17 protein-coding genes are annotated in these 20,631 nt (G+C 67.2%); 9 read left to right on the top strand and 8 right to left on the bottom strand.

Features of this window, described 5'->3' with window-relative positions:
- Window positions 1-138: 138 nt before the first annotated feature.
- The 4 genes from N5J73_RS15920 to rlmJ all read right to left on the bottom strand — a co-directional run bounded on the left by N5J73_RS15920 (window position 139) and on the right by rlmJ (window position 5,914).
- Window positions 139-756 (bottom strand): HD domain-containing phosphohydrolase, encoded by a 618-nt coding sequence (locus tag N5J73_RS15920; protein WP_049446793.1) that lies wholly within the window; start codon window positions 754-756, stop codon window positions 139-141.
- A gap of 45 nt (window positions 757-801) precedes the next feature.
- Window positions 802-4,266 (bottom strand): transcription-repair coupling factor, encoded by a 3,465-nt coding sequence (gene mfd, locus N5J73_RS15925; RefSeq protein WP_049446791.1) that lies wholly within the window; start codon window positions 4,264-4,266, stop codon window positions 802-804.
- 149 nt (window positions 4,267-4,415) lie between these two features.
- Window positions 4,416-4,961 (bottom strand): GNAT family N-acetyltransferase, encoded by a 546-nt coding sequence (locus N5J73_RS15930; protein ID WP_004150340.1) that lies wholly within the window; start codon window positions 4,959-4,961, stop codon window positions 4,416-4,418.
- A 95-nt stretch (window positions 4,962-5,056) separates the two neighbouring features.
- The gene (gene rlmJ, locus N5J73_RS15935) at window positions 5,057-5,914 is read right to left on the bottom strand and encodes a 23S rRNA (adenine(2030)-N(6))-methyltransferase RlmJ (RefSeq protein WP_049446789.1); all 858 of its coding nucleotides are present in this window, start codon (window positions 5,912-5,914) and stop codon (window positions 5,057-5,059) included.
- A 35-nt stretch (window positions 5,915-5,949) separates the two neighbouring features.
- On the opposite strand from rlmJ, the gene creB reads away from it, so the two are divergent.
- The 7 genes from creB (at window position 5,950) to N5J73_RS15970 (ending at window position 13,793) form a co-directional block, all read left to right on the top strand.
- Window positions 5,950-6,675, top strand: a complete 726-nt coding sequence (gene creB / locus N5J73_RS15940) for a two-component system response regulator CreB (RefSeq protein WP_080354850.1) — start codon at window positions 5,950-5,952, stop codon at window positions 6,673-6,675.
- A gap of 3 nt (window positions 6,676-6,678) precedes the next feature.
- Window positions 6,679-8,139: a two-component system sensor histidine kinase CreC gene (gene creC, locus N5J73_RS15945; RefSeq protein WP_049446787.1), complete on the top strand. Its 1,461-nt coding sequence runs from the start codon at window positions 6,679-6,681 to the stop codon at window positions 8,137-8,139.
- A gap of 81 nt (window positions 8,140-8,220) precedes the next feature.
- Window positions 8,221-9,540, top strand: coding sequence for a cell envelope integrity protein CreD (gene creD / locus N5J73_RS15950; protein WP_049446785.1), 1,320 nt, complete (start codon window positions 8,221-8,223; stop codon window positions 9,538-9,540).
- A gap of 10 nt (window positions 9,541-9,550) precedes the next feature.
- Window positions 9,551-9,961 carry a hypothetical protein gene (locus N5J73_RS15955; RefSeq protein ID WP_049446784.1) on the top strand — a complete coding sequence of 137 codons (411 nt, stop codon included), beginning with the start codon at window positions 9,551-9,553 and terminating at the stop codon, window positions 9,959-9,961.
- 170 nt (window positions 9,962-10,131) lie between these two features.
- Window positions 10,132-11,709: a M20/M25/M40 family metallo-hydrolase gene (locus tag N5J73_RS15960; protein ID WP_049446783.1), complete on the top strand. Its 1,578-nt coding sequence runs from the start codon at window positions 10,132-10,134 to the stop codon at window positions 11,707-11,709.
- Between the two features lie 154 nt (window positions 11,710-11,863).
- Window positions 11,864-13,267, top strand: a complete 1,404-nt coding sequence (gltX, locus tag N5J73_RS15965) for a glutamate--tRNA ligase (RefSeq protein WP_049446780.1) — start codon at window positions 11,864-11,866, stop codon at window positions 13,265-13,267.
- Window positions 13,268-13,301: 34 nt separating this feature from the next.
- Entirely contained in the window at window positions 13,302-13,793 is a 492-nt protein-coding gene (locus N5J73_RS15970) for a Fur family transcriptional regulator (protein ID WP_004150412.1), read from the top strand.
- Window positions 13,794-13,931: 138 nt separating this feature from the next.
- Here the strand turns inward: N5J73_RS15970 and N5J73_RS15975 are convergent, their stop codons facing one another.
- The 4 genes from N5J73_RS15975 to N5J73_RS15990 form a co-directional block, all read right to left on the bottom strand.
- Window positions 13,932-15,086 carry an HlyD family secretion protein gene (locus tag N5J73_RS15975; protein ID WP_049446778.1) on the bottom strand — a complete coding sequence of 385 codons (1,155 nt, stop codon included), beginning with the start codon at window positions 15,084-15,086 and terminating at the stop codon, window positions 13,932-13,934.
- 10 nt (window positions 15,087-15,096) lie between these two features.
- Window positions 15,097-16,770, bottom strand: coding sequence for an MFS transporter (locus tag N5J73_RS15980; protein WP_049446776.1), 1,674 nt, complete (start codon window positions 16,768-16,770; stop codon window positions 15,097-15,099).
- A complete protein-coding gene (locus N5J73_RS15985; RefSeq protein ID WP_049446774.1) occupies window positions 16,770-17,336 on the bottom strand; it encodes a TetR/AcrR family transcriptional regulator in 567 nt (188 codons plus the stop codon). Before N5J73_RS15985 ends, N5J73_RS15980 begins: the two co-directional genes overlap by 1 nt.
- A 197-nt stretch (window positions 17,337-17,533) precedes the next feature.
- Window positions 17,534-19,738 carry a TonB-dependent receptor gene (locus N5J73_RS15990; protein ID WP_049446773.1) on the bottom strand — a complete coding sequence of 735 codons (2,205 nt, stop codon included), beginning with the start codon at window positions 19,736-19,738 and terminating at the stop codon, window positions 17,534-17,536.
- 135 nt (window positions 19,739-19,873) lie between these two features.
- On the opposite strand from N5J73_RS15990, the gene N5J73_RS15995 reads away from it, so the two are divergent.
- Together N5J73_RS15995 and N5J73_RS16000 are read left to right on the top strand one after the other, a co-directional pair.
- Window positions 19,874-20,287 (top strand): MerC domain-containing protein, encoded by a 414-nt coding sequence (locus tag N5J73_RS15995; protein WP_019338435.1) that lies wholly within the window; start codon window positions 19,874-19,876, stop codon window positions 20,285-20,287.
- A 110-nt stretch (window positions 20,288-20,397) separates the two neighbouring features.
- Entirely contained in the window at window positions 20,398-20,577 is a 180-nt protein-coding gene (locus N5J73_RS16000) for a 30S ribosomal protein THX (protein WP_004150462.1), read from the top strand.
- Window positions 20,578-20,631 lie beyond the last annotated feature (54 nt).

The following is a 20,631-nucleotide window of genomic DNA, read 5'->3' on the forward strand; positions in this document are numbered from 1 at the left end:
TTGTCTTTCTGGCCGGTCGCTAGGAGCGGACTGGTAGAGTCGACTGCTCTTCGTTCAGATCGAGAAAATCCCGCGCTGCGCGCGATAGTCGACTAACAGTCGACTCTACCGGCGGGTCGTTTCACCGTCGGGAAGATCTCAGGCCAGCTCCGGCTCCCGCGCCAGCATGCGATGGAAGCGCTGCAGCACGTAGGGATCCACCAGCCCTCCAGACTGCGAATCGATGATCCGCAATGCGGTTTCGTGCTCCATCGCATCGCGATACGGGCGCACGCTGGTCATCGCATCGTAGGCATCGGCGATGGTGACGATGCGTGCGCCCAGCGGGATGGATTCGCCACGCAGGCCGTCGGGATAGCCACTGCCATCAAACGCTTCGTGATGGGCGCGGATCAGCCGTGCGACCGGTGCGGCGTCGCTGCGGCCGGTGGCGAGGAAGATGTGCTCGCCGCGCACCGGATGCTCGCGCATGATCGCGCGCTCCTCATCGGTATGCCGGCGCGGTGCCAGGAGCACATCGTCGGGAATGCCGATCTTGCCGACGTCGTGGAAGCGCGCGGCCAGGCCGATCTGCGCACAGGCATCGTCGTCGAGATCGCAGTGCGCGGCCAGGCGCTGCGCGAGCAGGCCAACGCGGTCGCAATGGTGGCGGGTGTAGGCGTCGCGCATCTGCAGCGACATCGAGAGGGCATCGATCAGGCAGGCCTGCGCGTGCAGCAGGTCGGGGGCGGGTACGGCGTCAGGGAACATGGTCATCCGCCCGCACCGGGTGGGGACCGGTGCGGGGTGTTCGGGGGGCGATCAACCCGGGGCGAGGGTGGTCAGAAGGGCGCGGGCCGCATTGAAGCGGTCTTCCGGCAACGGCAGCGGGTGCTTGATGCGCAGCTTGTCGGGCCCTTCCATGGCGTACAGGTTCGGTTGTTTCTGGATCAGCTGGATCACCGCTATCGGATCGATGTTCGGCTTGGACTCGAACACGATGCGGCCACCGTTCTCGCCCAGGTCCAGCTTGCGGATGCCCAGCGTGTTGGCTTTCAGCTTCAGCTCGGCGATGGCGAACAGATGCTTGGCGGCATCCGGCAGCAGGCCGAAGCGGTCGATCATCTCCACCTGCAGCTCGCGCAGCGCATCACTGTCGCGCGCGCTGGAAATGCGTTTGTACAGGGTCAGGCGGGTGTGCACGTCCGGCAGGTAGTCTTCCGGAATCAGCGCCGGCACGTGCAGCTCGACCTCGGCACCGCGCACTTCCTCGCCGGCATCCAGGTCGGGCAGCTTGCCCTGCTTGATGCTGCGCACCGCGCGTTCCAGCAGCTCGGTATAGAGGCTGAAGCCGACCTCGGCCATCTGCCCGCTCTGGTCCTCGCCGAGCAGTTCACCGGCACCGCGGATCTCCAGATCGTGGGTGGCCAGGGTGAAGCCAGCGCCCAGTTCGTCCATCGAGGCGATGGCTTCCAGGCGCTTCTCGGCGTCGGGGGTGATCGCGCGGCGGTCGGGGGTGATCAGGTAGGCGTAGGCACGGTGGTGCGAACGGCCGACGCGGCCACGCAGCTGGTGCAGCTGGGCCAGGCCGAAGCGGTCGGCGCGGTTGATGATGATGGTGTTGGCGTTGGGGATGTCGATGCCCGATTCGATGATCGTGGTCGACAGCAGCACGTTGAAACGCTGCTTCTGGAAGTCCAGCATCACCTTTTCCAGCTCACGCTCGGGCATCTGCCCGTGGGCGACGCCGATGCGTGCTTCGGGCACCAGCTCGGACAGCTCGCGCTGCATGCGGCCGATGCTCTCCACGTCGTTGTGCAGGAAGTACAGCTGGCCACCGCGTGCCAGCTCGCGCTGGAAGGCTTCGCGCAGCAGCGCGTTGTCCCACTGGGTGATGAAGGTCTGCACCGCCAGCCGGTTCGGTGGCGGCGTAGCGATGATCGACAGGTCGCGCAGGCCGGCCATGGCCATGTTCAGCGTGCGCGGGATCGGCGTGGCGGTCAGGGTCAGCAGGTGCACGTTGGCGCGCAGCGCCTTCAGTGCTTCCTTCTGGCGCACGCCGAAACGCTGCTCCTCGTCGACGATGACCATGCCCAGGTCCTTGAACTTCACGTCCGGCTGCAGCAGGCGGTGGGTACCGACGATCACGTCGATGGTGCCTGCGGCGACCTTCTCCAGTTCGGCCTTGATTTCCTTGGTGGTCTTGAAGCGCGACAGCACCTCGACCTTCAGCGGGTAATCGGCGAAGCGGTCGCGGAAGTTGCGGTAATGCTGTTCGGCCAGCAGCGTGGTCGGCACCAGCACGGCCACCTGCTTGCCGGCGCTGGCGGCGGCGAACGCCGCGCGCACCGCGACCTCGGTCTTGCCGAAGCCGACGTCGCCGCAGACCACACGGTCCATCGGCTGGCTGCTGGCCAGGTCGCGCAGGGTGGCGTCGATCGCGGCCAGCTGATCGGGGGTTTCCTCGAACGGGAAGCCGGCCGCGAACGGTTCGTACATCGCGCGGTCCACCTGCAGGGCCAGTCCGGCACGCGCCTGGCGGCGGGCCTGGATCTCCAGCAGTTCGGCCGCCACATCGCGCACTTTCTCGGCAGCCTTGCGCTTGGCCTTGCTCCACTGCTCGCCGCCGAGCGAATGCAGCGGCGCGGTTTCCGCCGAAGCACCGGAGTAGCGGCTGATCAGATGCAGCTGGGCAACCGGCACATACAGGCGGTCGCCCTTGGCGTATTCGATTTCGAGGAACTCGCCGGGCATGCCGCCGACGTCCATCGCGATCAGGCCACGGTAGCGGCCGACGCCATGGTCCTCGTGCACGATCGGCGCGCCTTCGGTCAGCTCGCCGAGGTCGCGGATGATCGCTTCCGGCTCGCGGCCGGCACGGCGCGTGCGGCGGGTGCTGCCGGCGCGCTCGGGGAACAGTTGGCGCTCGGTCAGCACCGCGATGCGCGGATCGTCCAGCGCGAAGCCATCCTCCAGCGGCGCCACCGCAATCGCGAAGCGCGCATCGCCGGCGAGGAAGCTGGGCAGGTCGGCCACCACCGGCGGCTTCAGCTCGGCGGCCTGCAGCACTTCCAGCAGGGCCTCGCGACGCCCGGGTGAATCGGCGGCAATCAGTACCCGGCCGGGATAGTGGCCGAGGAAGGATTTCAGCGCGTCGCCAGCGGGGGCCTCGCGTGCGGCCACCGGCAGCGGCGGCAGCGGCTGGTCACCCAACGCATGGGCATCGGCGATGCGCGCGTGGTCAGCCGACCACACCTCAATGCGCGGGGCATCGTTCAGACGCTCGCGCAGCAGCTCCGGCGACAGGTACAGCGCCGACGGCGGCAGCAGCGGGCGTTCCACATCGTGGCGTCGCTGCTCGTAGCGGTCACCGGTCTGCGCCCAGAACGCGACTGCCGCTTCGTACGCACCGGTGCAGACCACCGGCAGGCTGCCGTCGGGCAGGTAGTCGAACAGGGTCGCGGTGCGCTCGAAGAACAGCGGCAGGTAGTACTCGACGCCGGCCGGAGCCAGCCCGGATTTCAGGTCCTGATACAGCGAACTGCGCCGGGTATCGACATCGAAACGCTCGCGCAGCGTGGCCAGCACGCGGGCGATGCTGGCCTCGTCCATCGGCACTTCGCGGCCGGGCAGCATGTGCACCGCCTCGACCTTGTCCAGCGAACGCTGGCTTTCCGGATCGAAGGCACGGATGGAGTCGATGTCCTCGTCCAGCAGCTCCACCCGCAGCGGCTCGTCGGCGCCCATCGGGAACACGTCGAGCAGGCCGCCGCGCACCGCGAAGTCACCCGGGTCCATCACCTGCGGCACGTTGCGGTAGCCGGCGCTTTCCAGGCGGCGCTTCTCGGCTTCAAGATCCAGGCGCTGGCCGACCTTCAGGTCGAAGCTGCCACCGATCACATAGCTGCGCGGGGCCAGCTGCTGCAGCAGGGTCTGCACCGGCACGATCACCAGGCCGCGCTTCAGCGCGGGCAGGCGGTGCAGGGCGGACAAGCGTTGCGAGATGATGTCCGGATGCGGGCTGAAGCGGTCGTAGGGCAGGGTTTCCCAGTCCGGGAAAGCGACCACCGGCAGGGCCGGGTCGCCGCCGAGCAGGGTCTGCAGGTCGGCTTCAAGCTGGTTGGCGCCGTGGTTGTCACGGGCGATCACCAGCAGCGGCGCGTCGTGCGCACGCGCGGCCTGGGACAGGTACCAGGCCAGGGCGGTCGGCGAGGCGGGGGCGCGCCACCAGGCGCGGAGCTGGCCGGCGCGCGGCAGCGGCGGGGCGGGGTATGAGGTACGCGACATGGACCCCGGATTTTAGCAGAAGCCTGATCGAAGCCCGGTGGGTCGTGCCGGTCGTTTGCCGGCCGCCTCATGTGCCGTTGGGGTATCGGAATGCCGGCCAGCGGCCGGCACTACCCGAATGCGGCGCCGGGTTACGCCCGGCGCATCCATCAGTTGTCCAGCTCCAGCACCATCCGCACCAGGCCTTCGGCACCGGTCGGGTGCGGCACCGGCTTGAAGCCCAGCGAGGCGGCCAGCTGCTTCATCGGCTCGTTCTCGGCGGCAACGTCGCCGTACAGGCGGTCCAGGTACTTGCCGCGGCCCCACTTCACCAGCTTGCGCATCAGCTGCCGGCCCAGGCCCTGGCCAATGAGGAAGCGGCTGATCAGGATCGCGTACTCGGCTTCACGGGTACCGGGGATGATCGAGGCCCGGGCGACCGCGCCGACCACTGCTTCGCCCGCGGGCAGGGATTCGGCTGCGACCAGGGTGATCTCGGTCTTGGGATTGGGGTGGGTCAGGCGCTGGGTGGTTTCCGGCGAAAGCTCGGTCACCGCCTGCAGGAAACGATCACGGATTTCTTCCGGCCCGAACAGGCTGAACGCCGCTTGCAGCGGTGCGCCATCTTCCGGGCGGATGGGGCGGATCAGCAGCTCGTGGCCGCTGGGAGCCTTGAAGATCTCATGCCAGGGCGGCATGCGGTTGCGAGTGGCCATACCGGGTGATTCCTTGGTGGTCCATCGATTGTGGCATCACCGGGGCTGCATTCCGTGAACGAAAGGCTCACGGCGGTACAGCCTCGTGAAGGCCGTTATTCGGGGGCTTTGAGCCAATCCAGGCGGGTGCTGGCGCCGGGTTCGCCCAGGTGCTGGCGCAGCGCCGGCAGGGCCGGGCCGACCACCCGGTCGAACTGCCAGGGCGGGTTGAGCAGCAGCATGCCGCTGCCGTTGAGGCGCAGCGGCGAGTCGTCCGGGCGCACCAGGAACTCGATCGTCATCGCCGACTTGACCGGCAGCGCGCTGGCCTTGCGCAGGAAATGCAGGATGGTGCGGCGCTGCTTGATCGGGAACCAGACGGCACACGTGGCCTGCGGCCAGCGCGCCAGGGTTTCGGCCAGGGCGGCCAGAACGGCCTGGTACTCGGCGTCCTGGGCCTCGTAGGGCGGGTCGATCAGCACCAGGCCACGGCCGATCTTGCTGCCGTTGAACTTCGGCGGCAGCAGCGAACGCAGCAGCGCATAGCCATCGCCGGCCCGCACGTCGACGCGGCTGTCATGGGCGAACAGGGCCTTCAGCGTGGCCGTTTCGGCTTCCTGCAGCTCGCACACCGCCATGCGGTCCTGCGCACGCATCGCCTGCGCGCTCAGCAGCGGCGAGCCCGGGTAGTTGGTCATCGCGCCGACCGGGTTGTCGGCCTGCACCGCCTTCAGGTAGCGCTCGACCACCTCCGGCAGCTTGGGCTGGGCCATCAGCCGCATGATCCCGGATTCGGCCTCGAGGGTCTTGCGACTCTCTTCGCTGGCCAGCAGGTAGCGGCCGGCACCGCCGTGGGTATCGAGCACGAAGAACGGGCTGTCCTTGCGCTTGAAGCTGTCGATCAGGGCCAGCTGCACGATGTGCTTGAGCACATCGGCGTGGTTGCCGGCATGGAAGGCGTGGCGATAGTTCATGGGCGGCAGTGTACGGGGCGGCGGCCGCAGCGGCTATGCTGCGCGCCATGACAGCTCCCGTTGCCCATGTCCTGGTAGTCGAGGACGAAGCCGCCATCGCCGAAACCGTGCTCTATGCGCTGCGCAGCGAGGGCTATGCCGCCAGCCACTGCCTGTTGGGCGGGGAGGCGCTGCAGCGGCTGCAGGCCGGGGATATCGACGTGGTGGTGCTGGACGTGGGATTGCCCGACCTGGGCGGCTTCGAGGTCTGCAGGCGGCTGCGCGCGCAGCCCGGGCCGGTGGCGCAGCTGCCGGTGATCTTCCTGACCGCCCGCAATGATGAAGTGGACCGGGTGCTCGGCCTGGAACTGGGCGCCGACGACTACATGACCAAGCCGTTCTCGCCGCGCGAACTGGTGGCACGGGTGCGTGCGCGCCTGCGCCGCGCGGCACCGGTCATCGCAGCGCCCGGCGCCGATGCAGGCTGGCAGGAACATGGCGCCTTCGCCATCGACCGCGAAGGCCGGCGCATCCGCTTCCGTGGCCAGGCACTGGACCTGACCCGCTACGAGTACGCGCTGCTGGAGGCGCTGCTGCAGCGCCCCGGAGCCATCCTCAGCCGTGCCCAGCTGATGGACCGTGGCTGGGACAGCAGCGCCGACAGTGCCGACCGCACCGTCGATACCCATGTAAAGACGCTGCGCGCCAAGCTGCGTGCAGCCGGTGCCAGCGACGACCCGATCCGCACCCACCGTGGCCTTGGCTACGCGCTGGAGGTCTAGCCGATGCGCCTGGTGCTGAAGCTGTTCCTGGGCTTCTTCCTGATCACCGGCATCGCGGCGTTCTTCGTGATGCGCGTGTTCGTCAACGAAGTGAAGCCGGGTGTGCGCCAGGCGATGGAATCGACCCTGGTCGATGCCGCCAACGTGCTGGCCGAGATGGCCGCCGCCGACGTCAAGGCGGGCACCATCCGCAGCGGCAGCTTCACCCGCAACCTGGCCAAGGCGCGCCAGCGCGACCTGAAGGCGATGGTCTGGCGTTTCCCGAAGCGTTCACTGGACTACCGGGTGACCATCACCGACGCCAAGGGCATCGTCATCTACGACTCGCTGGGCCGCGACCTGGGGCGCGACAACTCGCGCTGGAATGATGTCTACCGTACCCTGCGTGGTGAGTACGGCGCGCGTTCCAGCCCCGAGATTGCCGGCGAAGAGGGCGATACGGTGATGCACGTGGCGGCGCCGGTATATGACCCGGCCGATGGGCGCACCCTGATTGGCGTGCTCAGCCTGGCGCAACCCAACCGCAGCATCGATCCGTTCATCGCTGCCAGCCAACGCGCCATCATCGAGCGCGGGGCCTGGCTGATCGGATTGTCGGCGCTGGTCGGCGTGCTGGTGACGATGTGGCTGACCACCGGCCTCGGCCAGCTCAGCCGCTATGCACGCGCGGTCAGCGCCGGCGAACCGGTGCCGCCGCCACGGCGTCGTCGTGACGAGATCGGCGATCTTGGGCAGGCACTGGAAACGATGCGCCGCAAGCTGGAAGGCAAGGCCTACGTCGAGCAGTACGTGCAGTCGCTGACGCATGAGATGAAGAGCCCGCTGGCGGCCATCCGCGGCGCCGCCGAGCTGCTGCAGGAACCATTGCCGGAGGCCGATCGCGTGCATTTCGCGCGCAGCATTGTCGACCAGCAGGAGCGGCTGACCGAGACCATCGACAAGCTGCTGGCGCTGGCCGAAGTGGAACAGCACGGTTGGCTGCAGACCCGCGACCCGATTGCATTGCCAGTGCTGCTGGCCGACGCGGCCGCTGCCGCGCAGGTGCGCGCACAGGCGGCGGGCGTGCAGGTCCGCATCGGCAGCGTGCCCGACCTGCAGGTGCAGGGCGACGGCTATCTGCTGCGGCAGGCACTGCACAACCTGATCGACAACGCGATTGCGTTCTCTCCGTCCGGCGCGGAAATCGCGTTGCAGGCCGAGGTGGACGGGCAGGGCGTGCGCCTGCAGGTGGCCGACCGCGGCGCCGGCATCCCGGACTATGCGCGCGAACGGGTGTTCGAGCGCTTCTATTCGCTGGCCCGCCCCGGCAGCGGGCGGCGCAGTTCCGGCCTGGGCCTGCCGTTCGTGCAGGAAGTCGCGCGCCTGCACGATGGGCGCGCCAGTGTCGACGTCCGCGAGGGCGGCGGCACCGTGGCCAGCCTGTGGCTGCCGTTGGGCGCGCCGGGCCAGCGCCCGCGCCGCTGACTTCACACTCGCTTCAAATTCGCCACAAACCCTGCTCACCACGGCGGTCCATCCTGCAGCCCTCTCCAACGAGGATGGACCATGAAATCCCTGAAGATGCTGCTGAGGTTCGCCATTGTCGGCGGGCTGATCCTGCTGCTGCTGGTGCCGCTGACGATGATCCGCGGGGTCATCAACGAACGCAGTGCGTACCGCGACGAGGCCTTCTCGCGGGTGGCCGACAGCCGCGCCGGTGCACAGCAGCTGGTGGGCCCGGTACGGGTGGTGCCATGGGTGGAACGCAAGCAGGTTGAACTGGTCGACCCGCTGGGCGTCAAGAAGACCGAGGTGCAGGTCACCGAGGGGCACTGGCTGCAGATGCCGGCGTCGCTGGAGGTGGGCGGCGAGATGCTGCCGAGCCAGCGCGAAGTCGGCCTGTTCAAGGTGCCGGTGTACAGCTGGAACGGCCAGATGAAGGCGACCTTCGCCGCAGACGACTACCCGGTGAAGGCCGGTCGCAGCTACGGAAAGCCGTATGTGGCGGTGGGCATTTCCGATGTGCGCGGCCTGGTCGGTACGCCGAACCTGCGTGTGGATGGCAAGCAGTTCCGGTTGCTGCCGGGCGTTGGCGCTGCCAGCGAGGTCGGACGCGGCCTGCATGCACCGGTGGCCGGTTTCGCTGCGGATCAGGGCGGCACGCTGGCTGCCAGCACCGTTGAACTGGAGCTGCGCCTGGATGGCAGCCGCATGCTGTCGGTGGTGCCGGTGGGCGATGACACCCACATCGCGCTGCGTTCGAGCTGGCCGCATCCGTCGTTCAGCGGTGCGTTCCTGCCCAATGAGCGACGCGTCGATGCGCAGGGCTTCGATGCGCGCTGGGCGGTGTCCTCGCTGGCCTCCGATGCGCAGCGCCAGCTGCGCAATGACGGTTCGGTCGACTCGCAGGCGGTGACGGTGTCGCTGGTCGATCCGGTCGATACCTACACCCAGGCCGACCGCGCCTCGAAATACGGCGTGCTGTTCGTGGTACTCACCTTCGTCGGCTTCATTCTGTTCGAGCTGATCAAGTCGCTGCGCATCCACCCACTGCAGTACCTGATGGTGGGCCTGGCGCTGGCGATCTTCTTCCTGCTGCTGATCAGCCTGTCCGAGCACATTGCGTTCTGGAAGGCCTACCTGGTCTCGGCCGTGGCCTGCATCGGGCTGCAGGCGGTGTACCTGGCCAATGTGCTGGGCCACTGGAAGCGCGGCCTCGGCTTCGCGGCGCTGCTGACCGTGCTGTACGGCGCGTTGTATGGCCTGCTGGTGTCGGAGAACAACGCGCTGCTGATGGGGTCGCTGCTGCTGTTCGTGATCCTGGCGCTGGCGATGTGGGTGACCCGCCGGGTCGACTGGTACGCGCTTGGCGCGGAACTGAAGTAAGGAGCACGCCATGAGCTGGCGCCAGGGATTGCGGCAACGGGCACGGCAGGGCATTCCGGCCCTGCTGGAAGTGGATGCACTGCTGCAGGCACATGGCGTGCTGGCGGCCCTGCCGGGGGCACGGATCGCCCCCGGCCTGGTCCGCTTCCAGCTGGCAGCAGTGACCTGCGAGGGATTGCGGGGGCAGGGGCTGGATTGGCTGCAGGGCGCACGGCAAGGACGCGGCGCGGTGGCTGGGCGGGTGCCGCGCTACCGGTCATGGAAGGCCGGGGCGGAGGCGCTGGCCGAGATCGGCATCGGTGGCCTGCCCGAGGACTGGCCCACGCATGCGGCGGTGTACGGCTGCAGCAGCATCGATCGGCGGCACTGGTTGTTGCTGCTGCCGGAGCGGGCGCAGTTGTGGTTGGGCTGGAATGGGTGATTCGGCTTGGCAGGTGCGAACCAACTACTCTCCTGTGGGTGCGAACCTTGGTTCGCACGCCTCCGCGCCGCCCATGACCGATGGGACGGTATCGGCGCGCCCCTGCTGGCTAGACTCGATGGGTTGATGATCGAGCCGAAGGGCAGGGGTGCGATGTGTTGAAGTGGGGCATGCTGGCCGCAGCGCTGGCGATGGGTGGCAATGCAGGCGCGCAGCAGCGCGAGACGGTGGACCTGGACATGGTCAGCCGCATTCGCCAGGAGGCCTTCCACCGCTCGCAGGTGATGGACACCTTCAGCTATCTCACCGAGCGCATCGGACCGCGCCTGACCAACTCGCCGGCGATGGGCCGCGCCAACGCGTGGACGCGTGGCAAGTTCAACGAATGGAAGCTGGACAACGTCCACGACGAAGCCTTCGACGACTTCGGGCGTGGCTGGGAGTTCACCTCGGCCAGTGTGGAAATGCTGGGTGATCGCGTGCAGCCGCTGCATGCACTGCCCAAGGCCTGGACGCCGGGCACCAAGGGCCCGGTCGAAGGCGAACTCGTCCAGGTCGAGATCAAGAAGCCCGAAGACATCGAGAAGTACCGCGGCAAGCTGCGCGGCAAGATCCTGCTGCTGGGCGAGGCACGCGAGTACAAGCGCGGCACCGAGCCCGATTCGCATCGCCACGACGCCACCTCGCTGGAGGGCCTGCAGGAATTCACCCTGCCCAAGGACAAGGACGCCACCGCCGAGCGTGCCAAGCGGGTCAAGGAATACCAGGAGCGCCAGCAACTGGCGACCAGGGTCAATGCGTTCTTCGTCGAAGAAGGCGCGCTGGCCTCGATCAGCATCAGCAGCTGGGACAACGGCATCGTCCGGGTTGCCGGTGGCGGTTCGCGCAAGGCCGGTGAATCGGTGGGCATTCCCGAGCTGGCGATGATCAGCGAGCACTTCAATCCACTGGTGCGCGCGCTGGAGGCCAAGCAGACCGTGCGCCTGCGCGTGGATGTGGCCGCGCGCTTCACCGACGAGGCCGACCAGCCCGGTTACAACACGCTCGCCGAGATCCGTGGCAGCAGCAAGCCCGATGAAGTGGTGATGATCGGCGCGCACCTGGATTCCTGGCACAGCGGTACCGGTGCGGCCGACAACGCGGCCGGCGTGGCGGTGATGATGGAGGCGATGCGCATCCTCAAGGCGACCGGCGCCAAGCCCAAGCGCACCATCCGCGTGGCGCTGTGGAGCGGTGAGGAACAGGGCCTGATCGGCTCGCAGGCTTATGTGGCCAAGCACTTCGGTCGTTTCCCGGAACCCACCGACCCGGCGCAGAAGGCGCTGCCGGCTTCGCTGCGCGAGCCCACCGGCGCGCTGCAGAAGACCCGCGATTACGGCAAGTTCCAGGTCTACTTCAACATGGACAACGGCTCGGGCCGCTTCCGTGGCATCTACGCGCAGGAAAACCTGGCCGCCATGCCGATCTTCGAAGCCTGGCTTGCGCCGTTCCATGACGTGGGCGCCACCACCGTGGCCACCCGCAACACCGGCAGCACCGACCACATCAGCTTCGATCGCATCGGCCTGCCGGGCTTCCAGTTCATCCAGGACCGTCTGGACTACTTCACCAACGTCCACCACAGCCACCTGGACACCTGGGACCACGCCGAGCCGGAAGACCTGAAGCAGGCCGCGGCCATCGTCGCGTCGTTTGCCTACAACGCCGCAACGCGTGAGCAGCCCTTCCCGCGCAAGGTGGAACCGTAAAAGGGGACGGAGGGGATTAAGTCGTTTCTCCCCTCCGTTTCCCGGTCGCCACGCCCAGAGGCTGGGCAATCGCGACTTAATCCCCTCCGTCCCCTTTTTCCGTCGGGGGCGGAGGGCTGGTAAAATCGGGGGATTCCCGTTCCTCGAGCCGTCCATGACCTGCCGCACCCGCTTCGCCCCCAGTCCCACCGGCTACCTGCACATCGGTGGTGCCCGCACTGCGCTGTACTGCTGGCTGGAGGCCCGTCACCGTGGCGGCGAGTTCGTGCTGCGCATCGAGGACACCGACCGTGAGCGCAGCACCCAGGGCGCGATCGACGCCATCCTGGAGGCGATGGAGTGGCTGGGCCTGGATTACGACGAGGGCCCGATCTACCAGACCGACCGCGTCGCCCGTTACCTGGAAGTGGCCGAGCAGCTGGTGGCCGACGGCAAGGCGTATTACGCCTACGAGACCCGCGAAGAGCTGGACGCCATGCGCGAGGCCGCCATGGCCAAGCAGGAGAAGCCGCGCTACAACGGTGCCGCGCGTGACCTGGGCCTGCCGCGCAAGGATGACCCGAACCGCGTCATCCGCTTCAAGAACCCGCTGGAAGGCACGGTGGTGTTCGACGACCTGATCAAGGGCCGCATCGAGATCGCCAACAGCGAGCTGGATGACATGGTCATCTTCCGCCCGGACGGTTTCCCCACCTACAACTTCGCGGTGGTGGTGGACGACTGGGACATGGGCATCACCGAGGTCATCCGCGGCGACGACCACATCAACAACACCCCGCGCCAGATCAACCTGTACGAAGGCATCGGCGCACCGGTGCCGAAGTTCGGCCACATGCCGATGATCCTGGACGAGCAGGGCGCCAAGCTGTCCAAGCGCACCGGCGCGGCCGACGTGATGCAGTACAAGGACGCCGGCTACCTGCCTGATGCGCTGCTGAGCTACCTGGCCCGCCTGGGCTGGTCGCACGGTGACCAGGAGCTGTTCAGCCGCCAGGAACTGATCGACCTGTTCGACGTGAAGGACTGCAATTCCAAGGCCTCGCGCCTGGACATGGCCAAGCTGGGCTGGGTCAACCAGCACTTCCTGAAGACCGAGGACGTGGCCGCCATCGTGCCGCACCTGGTGTACCAGCTGCAGAAGCTGGGCCTGGACGTGGCCGCTGGCCCGGCCCCGGGGGACGTGGTGATCGCCCTGCGTGAACGCGTGCAGACCCTGAAGGAAATGGCCGAGAAGGCCGTGGTCTGGTACCAGCCGCTGACCGAGTACGACGAAGCGGCGGTGGCCAAGCACTTCAAGGCCGGTGCCGAGGTGGCGCTGGGCAAGGCCCGCGAGCTGCTGGCCGCCCTGCCGGAATGGACCGCCGAATCGGTAGGCGTAGCCCTGCACGATGCGGCCGCCGCGCTGGAAATCGGCATGGGCAAGGTCGCCCAGCCGCTGCGCGTGGCCATCACCGGCACCCAGGTCAGCCCTGACATTTCCCATACCGTTTACCTGGCCGGCCGCGAGCAGGCCTTGAAACGCATTGATGCGGCCATCACCAAGGTAGCAACGGCCTGAGGCATCCTTGCCAGGCCCGAACCGGAGAACACGCATGCCCGCCAAGACCGCCACCGCCTGTACCGCCCCGCACCACCACGTCCACGACGCATCGGATTTCGTGGCGGTGGTCGAGCGCGTCTCGCGCGAACGCGGGCTGCGCCTGACCCCGATCCGCGCCAATGTGCTGAAGCTGATCGCCGAGGCCGGCAAGCCGGTCAAGGCCTACGAGCTGTTGGAATGGGTGCGCAACGGCAAGGGCGTGGGCGCTGATGCCCCGCCCACCGTGTACCGCGCGCTGGACTTCCTGATGGCCAATGGCTTTGTGCACAAGCTGGAGTCGGTGAATGCCTTCGTGGCCTGCCACCATCCCAGCAGTGCAGCCCATTCAGTGCCGTTCCTGATCTGCAACAGCTGCCACAGCGCGGTGGAACTGGAAGACCGCGAGATCGTCACCCAGCTGGAGAAGCGCGCCAAGGAGCTGGGTTTCCAGCCGCAGGCGCAGACCCTGGAAGTGCACGGGCTCTGCGCGCGCTGCGCAGGTTGATCGTGTCGGCGGGAGAGTCGACTGGGTAGAGTCGACTGTTAGTCGACTACCGCGCGTAGCGCGGGGTGTTCATGGGGTTCATGGAAGTGCAGTCGACTAACAGTCGACTCTACCCAGCCGAGTCCACCAGGCCGCAGGCTAGTCCATCGGCTTGGAACGGGTATCCACCCGCACGATCACCGACATGCCGGGACGCAGCTGCTTTGCCAGCTCCTGATTCCCATTGATTGAAATCCGAACCGGCAGCCGCTGCACCACCTTGGTGAAGTTGCCGCTGGCATTGTCCGGGCGCAGCACGCTGAACTCCGACCCGGTAGCCGGCGCGATCTCCTGCACGCGGCCCCGCAGCACCTGCCCCTGGAACGCGTCCACCGAGAATGTGGCCGGCTGGCCGATCGCCATGCCCCAGGTCTGGCCTTCCTTGTAGTTGGCCACCACCCACAGCGTGTCAGGGACCAGGAACAGCAGCTGCGAACCGGCGGCGACGTACTGGCCCACGCGCACGCTGGCTTCGCTGATCTGGCCGTCGCGCGGCGCGTGGATCACCGTGTTGGCCAGATCGATGCGCGCCAGTTCCAGCTGCGCCTGCGCACTTTCCACCTGGGCCTCCAGGCTCTTCCGCGCCACCTGGGTCGACACCAGCGTTTCCTCGGCGATGCGGATCTGCGCCTGTGACTGCTGCACGCTGGCCTGTGCCGAGGCCTGGGTGGTGCGGAACTTGTCGCGGTCGTTGATCGATACCAGTTGCTGCGCGGCCAGCTCCTCGTAGCGCTTGGTCTCGTTGCGTGAGCGTTGCAGCTCCGCCTGCCCGGCCGACAACGTGGCGCGTGCAGAGGCGATCTGCGCACGGTTCTGCGCCTGCGACTGGTCCGAGTTGGCCAGTGCCGCGCGTGCGCTGTCCAGCGTCGCCTGCGCCTGGGCGACCCGCTGCGCATAGATGCGGTCATCGATGCGCAGCAGTGGCTCGCCCTCCTTCACGTGCTGGAAATCCTTCACCAGCACTTCGGTCACGTAGCCGTTCACCTGTGGCGCCATCACCGTGATCTGTCCGCGTACATACGCGTTGTCGGTCACCATCACGCTGCTGGTGAACGGCCACAGGTGCCAGGCGCGCAGGATCAGCGCAATGCCCAGCAGGGCCACCACCACCATCACCACCACGCTGCGCGCGCTGGGCTTGAGGTACTTCGGCGCGACCGCGGGTTCTACCGGCGTGGGGGCAGGCGCCGCGTCGGTCGGCGGCGGTGGGGTCACGTTGTCGGCGTCGTCGGGTCGGGGCGGGACGGGGGGCATGGTCGAGAACTCAGCGGGGCGCGGCTGGCGTGGCCGCAGTGGGGGGAGTGGGGTGGCGCTTGCGCCATTGCTTGAGCACGGCGGTGCGCAGCGACAGCAGCAGCAACCAGCACAGGAAGCCGATTGCCAGCCAACCGCTCAGGGTGAAGACATCATTGAAGCCGCGCACGTTGGCTTCGCGGCGCGTGGTCTGCGCCAGCTGTGCGCTGCCCTGGGCACTGCGCAGCACCGGGTCGGTGATCTGGGCGGCGTACAGCTGCTGCTGGATGCGCAGGCGCTGCGCCACCACCGGATCGGCTGGATCGAGCTGGCTGGTCAATGCGCTGGAGTACAACTGCTCGCGATGCAGCTGGAAGGTACCCAGCACCGCCGAACCGGCCAGCCCACCCAGCGTCTGCGTGATCGACAGCGTCACCAGGAAGGTGATCATGTGATCCACGCCCTGTTTCAGCGCGGCGGAAATGCCGAGCATGATCAACGGGCCCATGAACATGCCGGCACCGACCGAGGCCAGGAACTGGCTGGCGTAGAAGTCGTGCGGCCGATCCATGCTGGTGCGGTGCTGGTCGAAGAACGCGGCGGCGCCCAGCAGCAGGATCGCCATCAGCAGCTGGGCAATCAGCCGCTTCGGGCCGAAGGTCAGCGAGGCGCCGGCAATGCCCACGATCACGCCGGCCAGGATCACCACGAACAGCGGGCGCATCTGGTCAGGCCCCATGCCCAGCGTGCGCATCAGGTTGACCACGCCGTAGGACTGCTCAGTGGTGAGGAAGCGGATCAGGAACGCGCCGACGATGAAGTGCAGCACCGGCAGCTTCGACAGCCAGCGGATCTGCAGCAGCGGATTGCGCCGGTAGTGTTCGATGATGAAGGCGGTGGTGGACAGCACGATCGAGGCGACCAGCGCCCAGCCCAGCCACGGTGTGTTGAGCCACCAGCGCGTGTAGCCCTGCGCCAGTACGATCACCAGCAGCGCGACAGCCGGCGCAAGCAGGGCGAACGTGAGGAAGTCCAGTGGCTCGAAGGCTTTCACCTGGATGCCGGGCGGCAGCTTCAGCACCACCACTGCCGCGAACGCGCACAGTGCCAGCCCGGCTTCGAATGAGTAGAGCTGATGCCATTGGCCGGTATCGACCAGGCCTGGTGAAACGATCCAGGCGATCGGCACCGCCAGCTGCGAAAGGCCGACGCCGACCACCAGCAGATTTCCGGTAAAGCGGCGCGGCAGCGCCTGCAGCATGTACAGCGTGCCCAGTGTCGAACAGGCCGCACCCGCGAAGCCGCTGGCGGCGCGGGTCAGCATCGTGGTCTCGAAGCTGCCGACGAACAGGTGCAGCACCGCCAGTGCCGCGTACAGGCCCAGCCCGATCTCTGCGAACAGTCGGATGCCGTACTGCTGGCGGAACTTGAAGGCCAGCAGGTTGGCAGTGACATTCACCATGGCATAGGCGGCCACCAGCCAGCTGCCCTGGGTCGGGGTCAGTGCCAGCTGGCCCTGCAGGAACGGCAGGTTGGCGGTGACCAGCGCATTGCCGAGGCCACCGGTGATCGCCACCAGCAGCGATACCAGGGCATAGGCCAAGCGACGGTACGGTGGGTGCCAGGGCATCGATGCCGAACCGGGCATGGTCGGCTTCTCGTGCTCCTCCCAATCCGGAACCGGCTTCAGATACGGCTGGACCATCAGCGGGCCTCGCTGGTTGCTCCCTGGAGACCCCCGCGCAGCAGCTGCAGGGCGCGCCCGGCCAACTGGGCGCGCTCGTCGCGGGTCTTGCCGCGCAGGGCTGCGCCCAGCATGCCCGAGATCAGTGAAATATCCGTCTTCTCAAGGTCGGCACGGCACAGGCCGGCCGCCTTGGCGCGCGCGATCGGCTCCTCCAGCAGGTCGCGCACGGTCTCGCGTGCGGCACGCATGGCCGGCACGTCCGAGTCGACCGCACGCCAGTAATCGGCCAGCGCCGGTGAATCGATGATGCGCTGGGCCATACCCTCGAACACCTCGAACAGCGCGTCGTCACGGTCGCCGAGCTGTTCAACCTGGCGCCGGATGCGATCAACCGTACGTTGCAGCAGCGCCTGGATCAGCGCAGTGCGGTCGGGGAAGTTGCGGTACAGGGTGGCGCGGCCCACCTGGGCGCGTTCGACCACCAGGTCCAGCGGGGCGGTGACGCCATGTTGGCCGAATACATGATCGGCGGCATCGAGGATGAGGGCACGGCGGGCAGCAGCATCGGCACGTTGGGCAGTCATGGAATTATTGTCGGACAAAAATGTCCGATTAGCGAGACGTTGAGTGACGGGATTGTCCGCTTGTTGTGGTACGCACATCTTTGTGACGAATGCGTGATGGAATCGGCCAAAACGAAAACGGGGGCCCGAAGGCCCCCGTGGGGTGGTGTGGGATCGGACTCCTTTACTGCGGAATGGAATCCGGCACCGGTGCGCGATCAGAAGAACGCGCGGATGCCGAATGCGACACCACGGCCCGGCAGCGGCGAGTAGTCGCGCAGCAGCGAGGTATGCGGGCGCACTTCGCGGTTGGTCAGGTTGCTGCCATCCAGGAACACCTCGTAGCTGTTGCTCGCGTTGCGGTCCCAGCGGTAGGCCAGGTGCGCGTCGACCAGGGTGTAGCCGTCGCTTGGTGCTTCGTTCTGGGCGACGTCCTTCTGGCGGCTGTAACGCACCGCACCGACCGAGGCGCGCCAGCCGTCCTTCGACCAGCGCAGGTCGGCGCCGACGCGGGCCGGGGCGATGCGCGGCAGGTAGCCGGTATTGGCCAGCTCCACGCTGTAGTTGTGGTTGTGGTCGCCATGCGGCACGGCGATGTCCAGGTTACGGCTGCCGCTGCCATCCAGCTTGGCCTTCACGTAGTCGCCGAACAGGCGCAGATCCCAGTCGCCGGCGCCGCCTTCGAACAGGTGCACCAGCGCTTCGGCTTCGGCGCCGCGGAACACCGCGTCCTGCTGCGTCCAGGTGCGCACCGGAAGGCCCTCGGTGATGCCGGTGTCGGCCAGGTAGATGAAGTCCTTGAACTTGGTCTGGTAGACCGACGCGGAGAAGTCCAGACGCTCGCTGTGGGTGTGGATACCCAGTTCCACGCGCTGGCCGCGCTCGGTCTTCAGGTTGGCGTCGCCGATTTCCAGCGAGCGGGTAGCGATGTGCGCGCCGGCGGCATACAGCTCTTCGTTGGTCGGTGCACGCTCGGAGCTGTCCACGCCGATGCGCAGGTCAACGGCATCGTTGAGCTTCCAGATGCCGGCAGCAGACAGGTTGGTGGCACCAAACGTGCGGCGGCGATAGTCACCGGTCGGGTCCAGCTTGACCTGGTCGTGGCGGCCGCCCAGTTCCAGCTTGAACGGACCGAACTGCTTTTCCTGCAGCACGAACAGGCCGATGTTCCTGGTGCCGGTATCCGGAACGAACGCCTCTTCGCCCTTGGCACCGAAATCACTGTTGCCGAACTGCAGGCCGAACGCGCCGTCCCAGCCGCCGATCTGCTGCTGCACCGCTTCCAGGCGTGCCTCGATGCCGCGGTTGGTGAAGCGGGTGGACGGTGTGCCTGCTTCCAGCTCCACGTGTTCGTAGTCGGTGTAGGCCACGCGCGCGTTGATGTTCTTCAGGAACGAGACCGGGTCGTAGATGCCGGCCTTGGTCTCGAAGCGGTTCTGCACCATGTCGATGCGCACGTCATGTTCGTCGCCGCCTTCTTCTTCATCGCCATGGTCGTGACCGTGGTCATGGCCATGATCATCACCATCGGCGTGCACGTGCGCGCCATTGGGAATGCCGTAGTTGGTGCGGTAGGTGCTGGCCGATACGCCGAAGTAGCCGCCGTCGCCCAGCCAGGTTGCGCCTACGCCGCCGGCGCGGGTGCGGATCGAGCTGTTGTCCAGGCGGCCGCGGCGCGGTTCTTCGCCCTCGGCCGCATCATGGTCATGATCGTGGTCATGATGATCTTCAAGGCTGTCGATCACTGCATAGCCGGGGATGCGGTAGTCATCGCCATTGCGGACCAGGCCATCCACGTGCAGCACGACATTGCCGCTGACGCCGTCGAGGCGGAACATGCCGCTGCGTTCGTTGTTCACCGAGTTGCCGCGCAGTTCGGCGCGGCCGCTGAGCGGACGCTCCGGCAGTTCGCGGGCGATGCGGCCATCCACCACGTTGACCGCGCCACCGATGGCGCCGCTGCCGAACAGCAGCGTGGCCGGGCCCTTCAGCACTTCGATCTGGTCGGCCAGGAACGGCTCGATGCTGGTGGCGTGGTCGGCGCTGACCGTGGAGGCATCCATGTTGCCCATGCCGTTGGACAGCACGGCCACGCGTGGGCCTTCCTGGCCGCGGATGATCGGGCGGCCGACGCCGGGACCGAAGAAGGTGCTCTGCACGCCGGGCAGCTTGGCCACGGTATCGCCGAGGGTGCCGGCCTTCTGCTCGTCCAGGCGTTCACCGGCCAGAACCTCCACCGGGCGTGCCAGCGATTCGGCATCACCCTGCAGCGGCGACGCGGTGACCTGCACCGACGACAGCTCGGTCAGGTGGCGGTCACGATGGGAGGTGTCCTGGCCGGCTGCAAAGGCGACGGACGGCAGCAGGGCAGCGAGGGCCAGGGCCAGGGAATGCGGCTTGAGCCGTGGGGTGTGGGCGGGCATGGACGGGTCCTTTGTTACAATGTATCAATCACAGGGCGCACGAATCCCGTCGATGGGACAGGGGGAGGGAAACCGTGCGGGTCGGAGAGGGATGTTATATTATTCCATAACGATTCGCCGACCCTGCTGGAAGTCATGTCCCTGTCCTCACGCCTGCGCCACCTGCTCGACCGTTTCGGCGCTACTGGTTCGATGCTGTGCGCGGTGCACTGCGCGGTGATCCCGGTACTGCTGGCCGCAGCGCCTTCGTTGGGGCTGTCGTTCTGGCTGAGCGATGGGGTGGAACAGGCGCTGGTGGTGTTCGTCACCCTGCTGGGGCTGTTCAGCCTGGTCTGGGGCTACCGCCGGCACGGTGCGCTGCGTGCGCTGGGCTTCCTGATTCCCGGCCTGGTCGCGTTGTGGGCCGGCGTGCTGTACGACCCGTTGCACCACAATGCGGTGCCGCACGCGGTGGTGATGACCGTCGGCGGCCTGCTGGTGGGAGTGGCCCACCTGGTCAACCTGCGCCTCAACCACGGTCACGTGCACGACGCCAGCTGCGCGCACTAGGCGCTCCGTGATAGGATTTTCGATCGTGCGCGGGGGCGCCCAGCAAGGCGGCCCCGTCGAACCCGTGTCAGTACGGGGTAACCAGATTTCACATTTGAGGAGTTGAAGACATGGGTAAGGGTGACCGCAAGACCGCCAAGGGCAAGCGCTACAACGCCAGCTACGGCAACGCCCGTTCGCACACCGCCAGCAAGGTCGCCGTAGGCGCCGCCGCTCCGGTTGCCAAGAAGACCGTGGCCAAGGCTCCGGCGAAGAAGGCTGTGGCGAAGAAGGCTGTCGCCAAGGCCTGATCCGGCCCAGACCGGTTCAACGAAAAACGCGGCGCCTGGCGCCGCGTTTTTTTA

It is taken from the genome of Stenotrophomonas sp. GD03654 (genome assembly GCF_029845105.1).
In the GTDB taxonomy this organism is placed as follows: Bacteria; Pseudomonadota; Gammaproteobacteria; order Xanthomonadales; family Xanthomonadaceae; genus Stenotrophomonas; species Stenotrophomonas africana.